Raw genomic sequence first — 14,683 nt, forward strand, 5'->3', positions numbered from 1 at the left:
CACCCCGCGACGTTGAGGAAGACATCTGCGCCTTCGATGGTGATGCCGATCAGCGGGTGCGCGTCAGTGTGAAGCCCGCATAGCCTTCGGTCGCGCTGCGGCCGATGACCTCTTTGTAGTGCTTGCCGCCACCCAGATACACCATGAAGACCCGCGGTTTGCCGGGAATGTTGGCGCCCAGGTACCAGGAGGTGGCCTCGGGCAGCAGGGTCGCGTCCGCCAACTCCTTGGTGTGCTGGATCCAGCGATCTTCCTCCGCCGTGTCGGCGCTGATGGTGCCGTAGCCGTTCCTGTCCATGTAGGTGATGCAGTTGGCGATCCATTCGCAGTGCATCTCGATGCCCAGCGGCATGTTGAACAGCACTGATGGGCTTTGCGGCCCGGTGATGAAGAACATGTTGGGGAAGCCGTGGGCGCCCAGGCCATACAAGGTGCGCGGGCCGGCCGACCAGTAATCCTTCAGGGGCTTGCCGCCTTCGCCGCGGATATCCATCTTGAACATCGCGCCGGTGAAGGCATCGAAGCCGGTGGCGTAGATCAGGATGTCGAACTGGTATTCGGCGCCAGTGGTCCGCAGCCCGGTGGGGAGGATCTCCTCGATGGCGTTCTTCCGGATGTCGACCAGTTGCACATTGTCCCGGTTGTAGGTCTCGAAGTAATTGGTTTCGCAAGGCTGGCGCTTGGTGCCGTAGGCCTGGCTTTCGGGCGGGCAGAGCAGCTCGGCCACCGCCGGGTCCTTGACCCGAGAGCGGATCTTTTCACGCACGAAGTCGGCCGCATATTTGTTGGCCGTCGGGTCGAACAGGGTGTCTCCGTAGCAGCCGATCCACAGGCTGAAGCCGCCGTCTTCCCAGCACGCCTCGTACTGCTGTCGGCGCGCCTCGGGGCTGTCGGCGAGGGCAGAGGGCTTCAGGCGCTCGAAGGGTACGCCGGCGAAGGAATCCCACGCTTGCTGCCGGAGTGTGCGATAGCGCTGTTTGACTTCACGGTCCACCGCAGGATTCATCGGCTCGTTACGCAGCGGCGTGCCGTAGTTGGGCGTCCGCTGAAAGACGGTCAGATGCGCGGCTTGTTCGGCGATCACCGGAATGGCTTGCATGGCGGTGGCACCGGTCCCGATGATGCCGACGCGCTTGCCTGCGAAATTGACACCCTCCCTGGGCCATTTGCCGGTGAACAGCACCTGTCCCTCGAAGCTGCCGTGACCCTTGAATTGGGGAATGTTCGCGTCCGACAAAGTCCCGACGGCGGGGATGAAGAAGCGTGCAATCACGGTTTCGCCGCTATCCGTCGTGACGATCCAGCGCTGCTTTTCATCGTCGAAATGAGCGGATTTGACACGGGTGTTGAAAGTGATGTCTTTATTGAGGTCGAATTTCCGTGCCACGAATTCCAGATACTCGAGAATTTCCGGCTGTGCGGCGTATTTCTCGGACCACGTCCATTCCTGCTCGAGCTCCGGAGAGAACGAGAAGGAATAGTGGTGGCTGGGTATGTCGCAACGCGCGCCCGGATAACGATTCCAATACCAGGTCCCTCCAACACCATCTGCACTTTCGAATACCCGCGCCTTCAGCTTCAGGGTGTCCCTGAGCAGATGCAGCATGTAAAGCCCGGCGAAGCCGGCGCCCACGACAACCGCGTCGGTAAAGGAAGGGGCCCGGTTTTCAGGGAGGGCTTGCGTCATGGTTTTGTCTCCTGTCTTGTCGATATGTATTTATGCAGGCACTCGGAATTGCCGGATCGAAATGGAGCGGAATGCCCGAGTTTCGATCCGCTGCCTGCATTCGGGGCATCAGGCGCCCGTACGGGCTAATCAGCAAAGCCTGTGCCAAAGAAAAATAGACAAGACAAAACAGGGGCTTGAGTCAAAATGGCCGAATAAGGATCAACAGGCTGGCCGCGTATCGATTCATAAAATCATCAAGCGATTTCATGAAATTCTGAAGTCGCCAATCAGGGAGGAATTTATCGTGGGAGCTGGACGCGACGCGCCCCCGGACGCGCAGGGCAAATGCTGCGTTTCCGGGGGCGCGATGGTTGGCGGATTGGTGTGTGGGACGGGCGAGCCCCTGGCGCGTCCTATTCCCCTTTGATTTTTTCCAGCCGATAGGCGAGCTGGGCCCGGGTCATGCCGATCAGGCGGGCCGCTTGCGTCACATTGTCGTTGGCCAGGGCCATTGCGTTGCGGGTGATCGCGGACTCGAAATCAGAGATGGAAAAGCCCTCGTTCAGCAATCTGACGCTCAGCTCGTCGTAGGGCGAGCGGGCAGGGGGGCGTTCGCTGTCCAGTTTGAGGGCACCGGTCTGCGAAACGAGGGTATGGCCCGCGTCTTCATCGGGCGGGGAGGCGAACAGCGAGTCGATGTCGATGCTGCGGTTATGATCGGTCAGGATCACGCCGCGCTCGATCATGTTCTCGAGTTCCCGGATGTTGCCGGGCCAGCCGTAGTTCTTCAGCGCGCGCAGGGCCCGGTCCGAAATGCCCAGCGTGGTCTTCTTGTACAACGCATGGAACTTGCCGAGGAAATGCCGGGCCAGGAGCGGGATATCCTCCGCGCGCTCCCGCAGTGGCGGGATCGACACCGGATAGACATTGAGCCGGTAGAACAGATCGGCGCGGAATTTCCCCTTCTTCACTGCTTCCTGAAGGTCTTCGTTGGTGGCTGCGACGACCCGCACGTCGATCTTGCGCACGAAGGTGCCGCCAACTCGTTCCAGTTCCCCCTCCTGCAACACACGCAACAAGGCGGCCTGGGCGCCGGGCGTCAGCTCGACCACTTCGTCGAGGAAGATCGTGCCGCCATCGGCGCGTTCGAACTTGCCCTCACGGCTGACGTTGGCGCCGGTGAACGCCCCCCGTTCCACACCGAAGAGTTCCGAGGCGATCAGGTCCGACGGAATCGACGCACAGTTCACCGCCACGAAGGGCTGGGCGGACCGATCCGACAGCGCGTGCAGGCTGCGGGCAAAGACTTCCTTGCCAACGCCGGTTTCGCCAAGCAACAGGACCGACGCGCGGCTTTTCGCACCCCGCTCGATGAGATTCTTTGCTTTCAGGAAGCCGGCTGAACGCCCGATGAAGCTGACCGAGTCCGTCGGCGAGGAGCGCGCCGCGCGGACCGTTTCCTGCAGCTCGGAGACCTGGGTGCGCAGGGCGAGCAACTCCTCCGCCACCGAATCGGGCTCGTAGAATTTCTCCAGCTCCGCGCGGTCGTCCCATTCCTCCGCAGGTTTGCCGATGATGCGGCAATGGGCGGCGCCACAGCCCGCGCAGGTCTCCTCCTTGAACAGGATCTTGCGGCCCATGTAATAGCTGGTGAAGCCGCTGGAATAGCCGATCAAGGTCCAGCACACCGGCTCTGCCGCCAGGCCGAACTGCTGCTGATGGGCCTCGGCCTCGTAGGAGTCCGTCCATTCGAAGCGGCCGATGAAGGCGCCGGTGGACAGGTCGAAAGACAGCTCCAGCGGCTCCACCTGCACCAGCCCCTTGATGCAGGCCAGCTGGGGGCCGACCAGGAAGGCATCTGCCGTCGTGATCTCCGGCCGCAGCTTGCGGGCGAGCGCCGCATCCTTGAAGCCGGCATGAAAGCCGAAACGCATCAACAGCCCGCTGGCCCGCTCCAGGCCCAGCGTTTCGATCAGCTCCTTGCGCAGCAGGCTCATGCCTGAGGCATGAAACAGGAGCATGCGCTGTTCGTTGAGCCACACTTTGCCGTGGGCCGGGTCGAAGCGGACCTGGGACAACAGGTCAGCATCCGACGGGTACTGGGGGCTACAACTCTTGCTCACTGATCACGCCTTTCTGCCGAGGCCCGTTTCATCAATTCATGAATCGACTTCATCAAATTCTCAAAACCCCCACCGTGCCTGCGCAAGGGAAAGCCCTTCTCGATGCGCCGCATCAAACTTCGTTATTACATGATCAATATAGCTTTTTGCTTTCATTTGGGTCCAGTGGCATGGCCGTTGCTGATGTGCGTGGGTGCTTTGCACATCACCAAAGGAGACAAGAACAATGCCACTCGATCAGGCATCGACACAGATGCTGCAACAACTGACAGAAATGGGCGCCAAGCCGTTTCACCAGATGAGCCCGGACGAAGCCAGGCACTTCCTGGCCGCATTCCGGCCCGCCTATGGCAGCGGGCCGTCAATGAACCGGGTCGTGGAGGAAATGCTGCCGATACCGGGCGGCCATTGCGCCGTGCGCGCGCTGATTCCGTCGGACGATATCTGCGGTGTGATTCTCCATTGCCACGGCGGCGGCTGGGTCACGTTGTCCATCGACGATTACGATGCCTTCGGGCGAACGCTGGCAGCCCACTCGCGTTGTGCCGTCGTGCTCGTCGAATACCGTCTTGCCCCGGAGCATCCATTTCCCGCCGCGCTGGATGATTGCCAGGTCGCATTGAACTGGCTTGCCGATTCCCGCGGCCGACTGTTTGGCCAGGCATCCCTGCCGCTCATCGTGTCCGGCGACAGTGCCGGTGGCAATCTCGCCGCGGTGCTCGCCAATCGTGCTGCGCGGGGGCAGGGCCCCGAGCTCGCGATGCAGGTTCTGCTGTATCCGGTAACCCAGGCCCGGTTCGATACCGACAGCTATCTCAATCCCGATTTTCAATTGCTGCTGTCGCGGGAAGACATGGCCTGGTTCTGGAGCCATTACTTGCCCGACGCGCTCCGGCGCGACCTGCCGGATGCCTCGCCGCTCCACGAGGCGGACGTCTCCAGGCTGCCGCCCACGCTGATCGTCGGTGCGGAAATGGACGTGCTGAACAGCGATGCCGATGCCTATGCGGCCAAGCTGGAAGCGGCCGGTGTGCCGGTGGTCCACTGTCGTTTTGAAGGCCAGATGCACATCTTCGCCACCATGATCAACGTGCTGCCGGCCAGTGCCGAGGCCATCCGCCTGATCGCCGACGAAATCGACCGCGTCCTCGCGACCACCCTGGCGCACACATAAGAGTAGCCCCATCAATCGAGAAGGGCAGGGCGGCACGCGCCAGCTTCGGGCGTTTGCCGTGGCCCCGTACGACCCAAAAGAATACCGGAGACAACAGAATGAAGAAGCTCGTGCTTTGCAGCGCCGCACTTGCGCTGGGATTGAGCAGCGGTTCGCGCGACGCGGCCGCCACCGAAAACGGCGCAACGAACTGGCCCCTCGGCGTCAATACCATTCTCCCCGCGTTATTGCCGCCGCCCGGCAATACGCAGTTCTACAGCTATACGGTGCGTTACAGCGCGAACCGTTTCGTGGATGCCGGCGGAAAGTCGATCATTCCCGGCTTCAAGCTGACACAATACGCACAAGCCTTCCGCTTCGTCCATACTTGGGATTACCAGACCGAAAGCGGCGTGCGTTTCAGCAGCGGCATGATTCCCTCGGCGGATTACACCAAATTGCGGATCGGCGGCATGCAGGACGACGCCACCGGATTCAATCAGGTTTATCTCACGCCCCTGTACCTGACCTATTCCCCGTCGCCGTCGCTGCATCTGCTCACCGGTTTCAGCGGATTTGTCCCGCTCGGCAATTTCGACCGCAATGGCCTGGCCAATACCACCAGCAATTACCGATCCTATGTGCAGGAGTTCGGCCTCACGTGGTTCATTACGCCAGCGTGGGAGCTTTCCCTGTCGCCGACGTTGTCCTTCAACGAGCGCAACAAGGCGACCGGCTATCGCTCTGGCAATGTGCTGAACACCGATTTCAGCGTCGGCTACCGGCCTGCATCCATGCCTCAACTGCAGCTGTCCCTGGCCGGCTACCACACCTACCAGTTCTCCGACGACCGCGCCGAGGCCGGTGCCGTTGCCGGCGGCAACCGTTTGAAGAAGCTCGGGCTTGGTCCGCAGGTCTTCTACGCCTTCGACAAGGCGAGCGGCATCGTCTTCAAGGCCTTGCATGAGGTGGACGTGGAGAACGGGCCCAAGGGCAATTCGTTCTGGGTGCAATTCTCCACGCCGATCTGAGGCTCTCAGGTAACGGAGGAACCCGTGTATCAGGCTAGCGGGTTTCTCCGCGCAACTGCGTAGCCAGATAGTCCACGAAATGCGCGACACGTGCCGCCAGGAAGCCCTGGCGGTAGAACACCGCCCACATGGGCTGCTTCCAGGGCAGCACGACGTCGGGCAGGACTTCGACGAGGCTGCCCGCGCTGAGATCGTCGCGGACCAGGAAATCCGACAGGCAGGCGATGCCGTTGCCGGTGCGTGCCAGAAAGGCCAGCGTCTCGCCGTTGGAGGCGGCGATGGTCGGTTCGATCGGGTAGCCGTCGGCGCCGGCGTGCTGCAGCGGCCACAGGTTCAGGGACGAGGGCTGGGTGAAGCCGAGCAGCGTGTGTGTCGCGAGTTCGTCTGCGTTCTGCGGTCGCCCGCGGCGTGCCAGGTAATCGGGCGCCGCCACGAGGCGCAGGCGGCTCTCCAGCAGCAGGCGGGCGTTGAGTGTCGAATCCTGCAACTGGCCGACGCGCAGCGCTACATCGGCGCGCTGCTCGATCAGATCGACGATGGTTTCGCCGGACGTCAGCTCGAGCTGGATGCGCGGATAGCGGCGGCAGAACTCGGGCAACAACGGCGCCAGCACATGGTTGAACACCGGCGTGGCGGCATTGACGCGCAACAGCCCGGAAGGATGCTCGGCGGCCGATTGCAGCGTCAGCACCGTGGCTTCCAGGCGGCCGAGGATGTCACGCGCGTTGTCGAGGAACCAGCGGCCCTCGTCGGTGAGATCGAGACGCCGCGTTGTGCGGGTGATCAGGCGCACGCCGAGCTGCTTTTCCAGCTTGCCGATGCTGCGGCTGATGCCGGAGGGCGTCAGCTGCAGGCGCTCGGCGGCGGCGGAGAAGGAGCCTTCGTCGATGACGGCAACGAAGGCTTGCAAGGTTTCAGTGGTGAGCATTGTTGATTTAAAGTCAAAAGATATTGCTTTTTTGACGCATTTTTCCCGGCTTTGCAAGCAAAGACAATGCGGGCTCCCCAATCCGAAACTGCTTCAGGAGTCCGCCATGCCTCTTGCCCTCTGGGCGCTCACGCTGAGCGCTTTCGCCATCGGCACCACCGAATTCGTCATCGTCGGCCTGATTCCGACCATCGCCGCGAGCCTCGACGTATCGCTCCCCTCCGCCGGCCTGCTGGTCAGTCTGTATGCGCTCGGTGTCGCCGTCGGCGCACCGGTGCTGACCGCTCTGACCGGCCGCGTGCCGCGCAAGATGCTGCTGCTCGGCCTGATGGCCCTGTTCACCATCGGCAACCTGGTGGCCTGGCGGGCGCCCGGTTACGAGGCGCTGATCATTGCCCGCGTCCTGACCGGGCTGGCGCACGGCGTCTTCTTCTCCATCGGTTCGACCATCGCCACCGGTCTGGTCCCCAAGGAAAAGGCGGCCACGGCGATTGCGCAGATGTTCTCCGGCCTCACTGTCGCCCTCGTTACCGGCGTGCCGCTCGGCACCTTCATCGGCCAGACCTTTGGTTGGCAGGCGACCTTCCTCGCCGTCTCCGGACTCGGGGTGATCGCCTTCGTCGGCAGCCTGCTGCTGGTGCCGGCGGATATCGCGCGCTCGACGCCCGCATCGCTGCTCAGCCAGTTTGCCGTACTCGGCAAGCCGCGCCTGCTGCTCGTCTATGCGATGACCGCGCTCGGCTACGGCGGCTCGTTCACCGCCTTCACCTACCTGGCGCCGATGCTCGAACAGATCAGCGGTTTCCAGGCCTCGGCGACCGGCGTGCTGATGCTCATCTACGGCCTGTCGGTGGCGGTCGGCAACGTCTGGGGCGGCAAGCTGGCCGACCGCAAGGGCCCGGTGCGCGCGCTGCAGATCATCTTCGCCGGGCTGGCCGCCGTCCTGCTGCTGCTCGCCGTCACTGCCGCATCGAAGTGGCTGGTCGTGCTCACCGTGCTGCTGTGGGGCGCGGTCGCCTTCGGCAACGTCGCCGGGCTGCAGCTCTACGTGGTGCAGCAGGCGGAGCGCGCAACGCCCCATGCAGTCGATGTGGCGTCCGGGTTGAACATCGCCGCGTTCAATGTCGGCATCGCGTTCGGCGCCTGGGCCGGCGGCCACATCGTCGCCCAGCTCGGGCTCATGGCGACCCCGTGGATCGGCGCGCTGATCGTGCTCGTTGCCCTCGGCCTGACCACCTGGTCAGGCTCCCTCGACCGGCTCGACAGCGTGTCACCGCAAGCCGCCGTCTGACCGAATCCAATCTCAGTTCGCACCATGAAAGGAACTTCCATGCGCATTCCCGCCTTCGGCCTCGGCACTTTCCGCCTGCAGGGCCAGACCGTCATCGACTCCGTCACACAGGCACTCGAACTCGGCTACCGTGCGATCGACACTGCGCAGATCTACGCCAATGAAGCCGAGGTCGGCCAGGCCATCGCGCAGTCGGGCGTGCCCCGCGATGCGTTGTTCCTGACCACCAAGATCTGGACCGAGAACTACACCCGCGACAGGCTGCTGCCGAGCCTGCGCGAGAGCCTCGACAAGCTGGGCACCGACGCCGTCAACCTGACGCTGATCCACTGGCCGGCGCCGGGCAATCCGGTGCCGCCAGAGGAATACCTGGCGGCGCTGGCCGAGGCGAAAGCGCTTGGGCTGACCCGACAGATCGGCGTCTCCAATTTCAATATTGCGCTGACCCGGCGAGCCATCGAGATCCTTGGCCCCGGCGAGATCGCCACCAACCAGATCGAGCTGAGTCCGCATCTGCAGAACCGCAGGCTGACCGCATATCTCGCCGAGGCCGGTATCCACGTCACCTCCTACATGACCCTTGGCTACGGCAAGGTGCTGGAGGATCCGGTGGTGCAGGGGATTGCCGAACGCCTCGGCAGTACGGCGGCCCAGGTGGTGCTGGCCTGGGCGCTGGCCAAGGGCTATTCCGTCATCCCTTCATCGACGAAGCGGGAGAATCTGGCCGGCAACCTGCGGGCCATCCAGCTGCACTTGCCGGAGGATGCGCTCGCGGCCATCGACGCCCTTGAACGGGGAGGCCGCCTGGTCGACCCGGAGGGCCTGGCACCGGTCTGGGATGCGTAGTCAGCGTTCGCTGGAATTCAGGAGCAGGATGCTGCCGAGTGAGCGAAGGCTGACGACCTCTTCGAGCGCCATTCCTGCACCTCGAACAACGGTTTTCCATTCCGCCAGAGTGCGCTCCCGCCCGCGCGAGCCGACGAACATCTGCATGTCGAAGGCTGCGCTGGCCAGGTCGGCCTTGCTGTCCGGCACGATCATTTCCAGCACGGCGACACGGGCGCCGCTGCTGCCGATGGCTTCGCGGAGGCGGCCCAGCGCCCGGATACACTCCTCATCGCCGAAACCGTGGAGGACGGCGGACAGCAGGTAGATGTCTTGCGGGCCGTTGGCGGTGGGCAGGGCGCCGAAGAGATCGCCGGCCTGGAAGTGCAGGCGTTCGACGCCGTCGGTGCGATGTTGCGTCCAGTAGCGCTGGGCTTCCTCAACGACCTGGCGGCGATCCACGACCAGTGCCGACAGCTTGGGATGGCGTTTCAGGATCGCGAGGGCCTTGCTGCCGCGGGCACCGCCGATATCGATGATGCGCTCGAAGCGGTCCCAGTCCATGTCGGTGGCGAAGCCATCGCCGGCCAGGGCTTCGACGCTGTCCATGGCGGCCGCGAAGCCGCGGTCGAAGTCCGCGTGGTGATCCAGGTAGTCGAACAGATCCTCACCGTGGCTCAACCGGAACGGCGGTGTGCCGCTGCGAATGCCGGCTTCCAGTTGCTCGAACCAGGGGCGGCTCATGGTCTCCGAGTTGTGCATCAGGATCATCGCGCGCACGCTGCGGGCGCTGTCACGGCGCAGGCAGTCGGACAGCGCGTTGTTGCGGAAGACCATGGGCGCGGTCTCCTCGAACACGCCCATGGCCGCCAGCAGGCGCATCAGGCGCCCGAGGGCGTCACCGTCGGCGCCGACCTGGTCGGCAATCCCGCCGGCGCTCAAGGCCTGTGTGCCCAGCACGGTGGCCACATCCAGCTGTGCTGCAACGTATAAGGCCCGAGATTGCCAGAAGGCGCTGCCCATCTGCACCAGCCGGAAAGGGGCGGGTGTCAGCTTGTTGGGGATGGCCTGGAGCCAGGCACCGAACTTCATGGCCTTGGCAAAGCGGCGCACCGCGCCGGCGTTCATCTGGAAGCTCATGCTTGTTCTCCTGTGCTGCCGGCCCCGGCCGGGGCCAGGCCGGCGGCGAACAGGCGGCCGTTGAAGTCGGCGAGGTGGCTCAGGAAGGCCGCGTCCATGGGGCGCTCCATCTGCTCCTCGAAGATGTCCTTGAGCAGCATCGGCGTCATGGCCAGGCTGACGAAGGACAGGCGCAGGATGTCCGGGTCGATGCCCGGCGCGATCTGGCCGTGGCTCTTGAGATCTTCCACCTTGCGCGCGCCGCGGGTGCGTCCGCGTTCGAGCAATTGCTGGATGAAGCGGCGGCCCGGCCCCTGGTGAAGGGCCAGCACCTTGAGGATCAGCTTCGGGAATTCGGGGTGCGCCGAGATGGTCTGGTAATACAGGTTCAGGAAGTCCCGGAAGCCATCGGTCGAGGCGAGCATCGGCCCGTCGAGCACGTCCAGCAGCGGGCTGAGGGTCTCGCGGATCATCTCCTCGTAGAGGCCCTCCTTGCTGCCGAAGTAGTAACGGATCATCGACACGTTGGCGCCCGCTTGCTCGGCAATGCGCCGGGTGCTGACGCGGTGGTAGTCGTCGGCGAGAAAGCACGCCAGCGCCGCCTTGATCAAGCGGTCCCGGACGGATTCGACAACCTGTGGATTTTCCATGATCGGCTCGGGGGATTTCGATGCCGGCAAGGCTATCACCCGTCATGAACTGCCCCTGCCAACTTTCGTCAATCAATTTGGCGGGGATGATTGAATTGCGCCAGGCCATGCAAAGACAGCCAATGCCGTAGACGCAAAAAATGGGTTGAGGGGGAGGTCCTCAACCCAAACAGGTGACATCAACTACAAAGGGACTACTCCAGAAGAAAGTTCTGCCCAACCCGGCCAAGGCGCTGGGGCGCGGCCGCGGTTTCGTCCTTCAGCATCACGCCGGAGAGCTCCCGCCGGAAGGCTTCGGTGATCAGGTACATCAGCTTGTGGATCGCCTCGCCATACTCCAGGCCGTCCTTGCGCACGTTGGAGATGCAGTTGCGCTGGGCGTCGTTCGTTCCCGGCTGCGGGGCCCAGGTGATGTAGATGCCCATGCTGTCGGGCGAGCTCAGCCCTGGCCGTTCGCCGATCAGCACGACCGCCAGCCTGGCGCCGAGTGCCTTGGCGATCGGGTCTCCGATGGCGACCCGGCCCTGACGCACGATGCTGATCGGCGCCACCGTGAAGGCCTGCTTCGTGAGCTCGGGCATCAGCAGGTCCAGGAAGGGCAGGGCGTTCTGCTCGATGGCGAAGGCGGACAGTCCGTCCACGATCACGATGGAGATGTCGCATTCGGCTCGCGCATCGGAGAAGGCTTGCAGTTGCGCCTTCGACGCATCGGACGGAATCCGCCCGAGGTCCGGCCGCTGCAGATAGGTCGCCCGGTCCTGGGCCGCGCTGTGCATCATGAAGCTGCGCCAACCGCGCGTGTCCAGCGCCATGCGCAGCGCCTGCTCGTCGAGCGGGTGATGTACTGCATTGCGGGCCCGCGCGTGGGCGAACTGGAATTCGAGATGGGGGCGAGTCGGCAGGCTGGTGCCGGCCCGCCCGAGCCCGATGCGGGCCTGGGTAAAGCGCGTCAGCACATGCCAGAGGTTCGGGGTGAGGATGTCGCTCATGTCAGACTCCCAGCTTGCGGATGCTGTCGAGGAAGATCCCTGGCGTCTTGTCGGCGAGGATCTTCGCGTCGCCGGAGAAGATGCCGACCCGCTGCAGCCAGGCCTCGAACTCGGGCGCCGGCCGAGAGCCGAGCACCTTCCGCACGTAGAGCGCGTCGTGGAAGGACGTGGTCTGGTAGTTCAGCATCACGTCGTCCGAGCCGGGGATGCCCATCACGAAGTTGATCCCCGCCACGGCGAGCAGCGTCAGCAGCATGTCCATGTCGTTCTGGTCGGCCTCGGCGTGGTTTGTGTAGCACACGTCGCAGCCCATCGGTACGCCGAGCAGCTTGCCGCAGAAATGGTCCTCGAGGCCTGCGCGGATGATCTGCTTGCCGTCGTACAGATACTCCGGCCCGATGAAGCCGACCACGGTATTCACGAGGAAGGGCGAGAATTCCCGCGCCACCGCGTAGGCGCGCGCTTCGCAGGTCTGCTGGTTGACGCCGTGGTGGGCGTTGGCTGACAGCGCGCTGCCTTGGCCGGTCTCGAAATACATCACGTTCTGGCCGACGGTGCCGCGCCCGAGGGCACGGGCCGCCTCGTAGCCCTCGCGGAGAATCCCCAGGTTGATGCCGAAGCTCCTGTTCGCCGCCTCGGTGCCGGCGATCGACTGGAATACCAGGTCGAGTGGCGCGCCGCGGTTGATCGCCTCGATGCTGGTCGTCACGTGGGTCAGCACGCAGGACTGGGTCGGGATCTCGTAGCGGCGGATCACCGCGTCGAGCATCTGGATCAGCGTGATGACCGCATTCACGTTGTCGGTGGCCGGGTTGATGCCGATCACCGCGTCGCCGTTGCCGTACATCAGCCCGTCGACGACGCTCGCCGACACGCCCGCCGGGTCATCCGTGGGATGATTGGGCTGCAGGCGCGTGGACAGGCGGCCGGGCAGGCCGACCGTGGTGCGGAAGGCGGTGACGACGCGGCATTTCTTGGCTACAAGGATCAGGTCCTGGATGCGCATGATCTTCGACACCGCCGCTGCCATCTCGGGCGTCAGGCCCGGCGCGAGGCGGGCCAGCGTCGCTTCCGTCGCCAGGTCGGACAGCAGCCAGTTGCGGAAATCGCCGACCGTCAGGTGGGCCACCGGCTGGAAGGCCTCCGCGTCATGGCGGTCGATGATGAGGCGGGTGACCTCGTCCTGCTCGTAGGGAATGACGGTTTCCGACAGAAACTGCGCCAGAGGGACTTCGGCGAGCGCCATCTGGGCGGCGACCCGCTCCTCGTAGTCGGCCGCCGCGACGCCGGCTAGGTAGTCGCCGGAGCGGGCCGGCGATGCCTTGGCCAGCAGATCCCGCAGGTCCTGGAACCGGTAGACCTTGTGGTCGACAGTATGGGAGTACATCGGCATGGGGTGTTCCTTGCTTCTCTGCCGCGGGGGCCGGGGCGATGCCCGGCCCCCGCACGGTTAGGCCTTGGCCTTCGAAGTGAGCTGCTGCTCCAGTTGCATCTCTTCTGCGGATTCGAGGATGTCGTCCAGCGGCGCGGTCTCCCGCCGTCCCTTGACGGCGATGAAGACGACGTAGCCGACCACCAGCAGGCCGAAGAAGACCGCCGCCACCGCGCCGTTGTAGTAGATCATCGTGGCGAGGCAGACCACTGCGCCGAGCAGCGCGAACAGCGGGAAGTAGGGGTAGAAGGGCGCCTTGAAAGGCCGCTCCATGCCCGGCTCGGATTTGCGCAGCTTGAACAGGGACAGCATGCTGACGATGTACATCACGATCGCGCCGAACACCGACATGGTCACGATGTTGGCGGTCAGCGTCTGGCCGCCGAACTGGATCAGCTCGTCGCTGTAGATCGCCGCGATGCCCACCACGCCGCCGGACAGGATCGCCCGGTGCGGCGTCTTGAAGCGCGGATGCACCTCGGCGAACCATTGCGGCAGGTAACTGGCGCGGGCCAGCGCGAAGATCTGCCGCGAATAGCCGAGGATGATGCCGTGGAAGGACGCGATCAGGCCGAACATGCCCAGCCACACCAGCATGTGGGTCCAGCCGCTGTTCTCGCCGACGATGTACTTCATGGCCTTCGGCAGCGGATCGTTGATGTTCGACAGCTGGGTCCAGTCGCCGGCGGCGCCCGCAAAGATCATCACACCGATGGCCAGCACGAGGAGGGTGAGGATCCCGGTGGTGTAGGCGATGGGGATCGAACGCTTCGGGTCCTTCGCCTCTTCCGCCGCCATGGCGACGCCCTCGATGGCCAGGAAAAACCAGATCGCGAACGGCACCGCCGCGAAGATGCCCGGAACGGCGTCCATGCTGAAGCTGTCGTGGCCGGCCCAGCCGCCCTTCATCAGGTTGCTGATCGAGAAGCCCGGCGCGACGACGCCCATGAACACCAGCAGCTCGAAGATCGCCATCAGCGTCACGACCAGCTCGAAGGTGGCGGCGATCTGCACGCCGACGATGTTGAGCCCCATGAAGACCAGGTAGGCGCCAACCGCCACATGCTTGGGATCGAGCCCTGGGAACTGCACGTTCATGTAGGCACCGATCGCCAGTGCGATGGCCGGCGGCGCGAACAGGAACTCGACCAGGGTCGCCGTCCCGGCCAGGTAGCCGCCGAAGGGCCCGAAGGCATGGCGCGCATACGCAAAGGGTCCGCCCGCGTGGGGGATGGAGGTGGTCAGCTCGGTAAAGCTGAAGATGAAGGTAGTGTACATGGCGGCGATGAAGATCGCCGTCACGAAGAAGCCCAGCGTGCCGGCCGCAGCCCAGCCGTAGCTCCACCCGAAATACTCGCCGGAGATCACCAGCCCGACCGCGATGCCCCACAACTGCCAGGTGCCGAGGGTCTTGCTGAGCTCATGGTGCGTCACGCTGCCGACGTGCTTGCCGTGCTTTTCAAGTTCCATGGA

General features: G+C 64.1%; 12 protein-coding genes. 4 read left to right on the forward strand and 8 right to left on the reverse strand.

Going from position 1 to position 14,683, the window contains the following annotated elements:
• Positions 1 to 49: 49 nt before the first annotated feature.
• Entirely contained in the window at positions 50 to 1,687 is a 1,638-nt protein-coding gene (locus AC1PQG_RS10640) for a flavin-containing monooxygenase (RefSeq protein WP_481122538.1), read from the reverse strand.
• A 395-nt stretch (positions 1,688 to 2,082) separates the two neighbouring features.
• Positions 2,083 to 3,792 carry a sigma 54-interacting transcriptional regulator gene (locus AC1PQG_RS10645; RefSeq protein ID WP_481122539.1) on the reverse strand — a complete coding sequence of 570 codons (1,710 nt, stop codon included), beginning with the start codon at positions 3,790 to 3,792 and terminating at the stop codon, positions 2,083 to 2,085.
• Positions 3,793 to 4,018: 226 nt separating this feature from the next.
• Between AC1PQG_RS10645 and AC1PQG_RS10650 the strand changes: the two genes are divergently transcribed.
• Together AC1PQG_RS10650 and AC1PQG_RS10655 are read left to right on the forward strand one after the other, a co-directional pair.
• Positions 4,019 to 4,966 (forward strand): alpha/beta hydrolase, encoded by a 948-nt coding sequence (locus tag AC1PQG_RS10650; protein WP_481122540.1) that lies wholly within the window; start codon positions 4,019 to 4,021, stop codon positions 4,964 to 4,966.
• Between the two features lie 98 nt (positions 4,967 to 5,064).
• Positions 5,065 to 5,976, forward strand: a complete 912-nt coding sequence (locus tag AC1PQG_RS10655) for a SphA family protein (RefSeq protein ID WP_481122541.1) — start codon at positions 5,065 to 5,067, stop codon at positions 5,974 to 5,976.
• 34 nt (positions 5,977 to 6,010) lie between these two features.
• Here AC1PQG_RS10655 and AC1PQG_RS10660 read toward each other — a convergent pair whose 3' ends face one another.
• Entirely contained in the window at positions 6,011 to 6,904 is an 894-nt protein-coding gene (locus tag AC1PQG_RS10660) for a LysR substrate-binding domain-containing protein (protein ID WP_481122542.1), read from the reverse strand.
• A gap of 106 nt (positions 6,905 to 7,010) precedes the next feature.
• On the opposite strand from AC1PQG_RS10660, the gene AC1PQG_RS10665 reads away from it, so the two are divergent.
• Together AC1PQG_RS10665 and dkgB are read left to right on the forward strand one after the other, a co-directional pair.
• Positions 7,011 to 8,195, forward strand: a complete 1,185-nt coding sequence (locus tag AC1PQG_RS10665; RefSeq protein WP_481122543.1) for an MFS transporter — start codon at positions 7,011 to 7,013, stop codon at positions 8,193 to 8,195.
• Positions 8,196 to 8,234: 39 nt separating this feature from the next.
• Positions 8,235 to 9,041 (forward strand): 2,5-didehydrogluconate reductase DkgB, encoded by an 807-nt coding sequence (gene dkgB, locus AC1PQG_RS10670; RefSeq protein ID WP_481122544.1) that lies wholly within the window; start codon positions 8,235 to 8,237, stop codon positions 9,039 to 9,041.
• Here the strand turns inward: dkgB and AC1PQG_RS10675 are convergent, their stop codons facing one another.
• The 5 genes from AC1PQG_RS10675 to eat all read right to left on the reverse strand — a co-directional run bounded on the left by AC1PQG_RS10675 (position 9,042) and on the right by eat (position 14,680).
• Positions 9,042 to 10,160: a methyltransferase gene (locus AC1PQG_RS10675; protein ID WP_481122545.1), complete on the reverse strand. Its 1,119-nt coding sequence runs from the start codon at positions 10,158 to 10,160 to the stop codon at positions 9,042 to 9,044. It abuts the gene before it with no gap.
• Positions 10,157 to 10,789: a TetR/AcrR family transcriptional regulator gene (locus tag AC1PQG_RS10680; RefSeq protein ID WP_481122546.1), complete on the reverse strand. Its 633-nt coding sequence runs from the start codon at positions 10,787 to 10,789 to the stop codon at positions 10,157 to 10,159. The genes AC1PQG_RS10675 and AC1PQG_RS10680 overlap by 4 nt, the downstream gene beginning before the upstream one ends.
• Before the next feature lie 194 nt (positions 10,790 to 10,983).
• Entirely contained in the window at positions 10,984 to 11,778 is a 795-nt protein-coding gene (gene eutC / locus AC1PQG_RS10685; RefSeq protein ID WP_481122547.1) for an ethanolamine ammonia-lyase subunit EutC, read from the reverse strand.
• Position 11,779: 1 nt separating this feature from the next.
• Complete coding sequence (locus AC1PQG_RS10690; RefSeq protein ID WP_481122548.1) at positions 11,780 to 13,171, reverse strand: ethanolamine ammonia-lyase subunit EutB; 1,392 nt, start codon at positions 13,169 to 13,171, stop codon at positions 11,780 to 11,782.
• 57 nt (positions 13,172 to 13,228) lie between these two features.
• Complete coding sequence (eat, locus tag AC1PQG_RS10695; RefSeq protein ID WP_481122549.1) at positions 13,229 to 14,680, reverse strand: ethanolamine permease; 1,452 nt, start codon at positions 14,678 to 14,680, stop codon at positions 13,229 to 13,231.
• Positions 14,681 to 14,683: the final 3 nt, after the last annotated feature.

The organism is Zoogloea sp. GDB6 (genome assembly GCF_056724105.1).

Coding starts and splice junctions, on each gene's coding strand:
- AC1PQG_RS10640 (WP_481122538.1), bottom strand. CDS start 1,687: ATGACGCAAGCCCTCCCTGAAAACCGGGCCCCTTCCTTTACCGACGCG.
- AC1PQG_RS10650 (WP_481122540.1), top strand. CDS start 4,019: ATGCCACTCGATCAGGCATCGACACAGATGCTGCAACAACTGACAGAA.
- AC1PQG_RS10655 (WP_481122541.1), top strand. CDS start 5,065: ATGAAGAAGCTCGTGCTTTGCAGCGCCGCACTTGCGCTGGGATTGAGC.
- AC1PQG_RS10660 (WP_481122542.1), bottom strand. CDS start 6,904: ATGCTCACCACTGAAACCTTGCAAGCCTTCGTTGCCGTCATCGACGAA.
- AC1PQG_RS10665 (WP_481122543.1), top strand. CDS start 7,011: ATGCCTCTTGCCCTCTGGGCGCTCACGCTGAGCGCTTTCGCCATCGGC.
- dkgB (WP_481122544.1), top strand. CDS start 8,235: ATGCGCATTCCCGCCTTCGGCCTCGGCACTTTCCGCCTGCAGGGCCAG.
- AC1PQG_RS10675 (WP_481122545.1), bottom strand. CDS start 10,160: ATGAGCTTCCAGATGAACGCCGGCGCGGTGCGCCGCTTTGCCAAGGCC.
- AC1PQG_RS10680 (WP_481122546.1), bottom strand. CDS start 10,789: ATGGAAAATCCACAGGTTGTCGAATCCGTCCGGGACCGCTTGATCAAG.
- eutC (WP_481122547.1), bottom strand. CDS start 11,778: ATGAGCGACATCCTCACCCCGAACCTCTGGCATGTGCTGACGCGCTTT.
- AC1PQG_RS10690 (WP_481122548.1), bottom strand. CDS start 13,171: ATGCCGATGTACTCCCATACTGTCGACCACAAGGTCTACCGGTTCCAG.
- eat (WP_481122549.1), bottom strand. CDS start 14,680: ATGGAACTTGAAAAGCACGGCAAGCACGTCGGCAGCGTGACGCACCAT.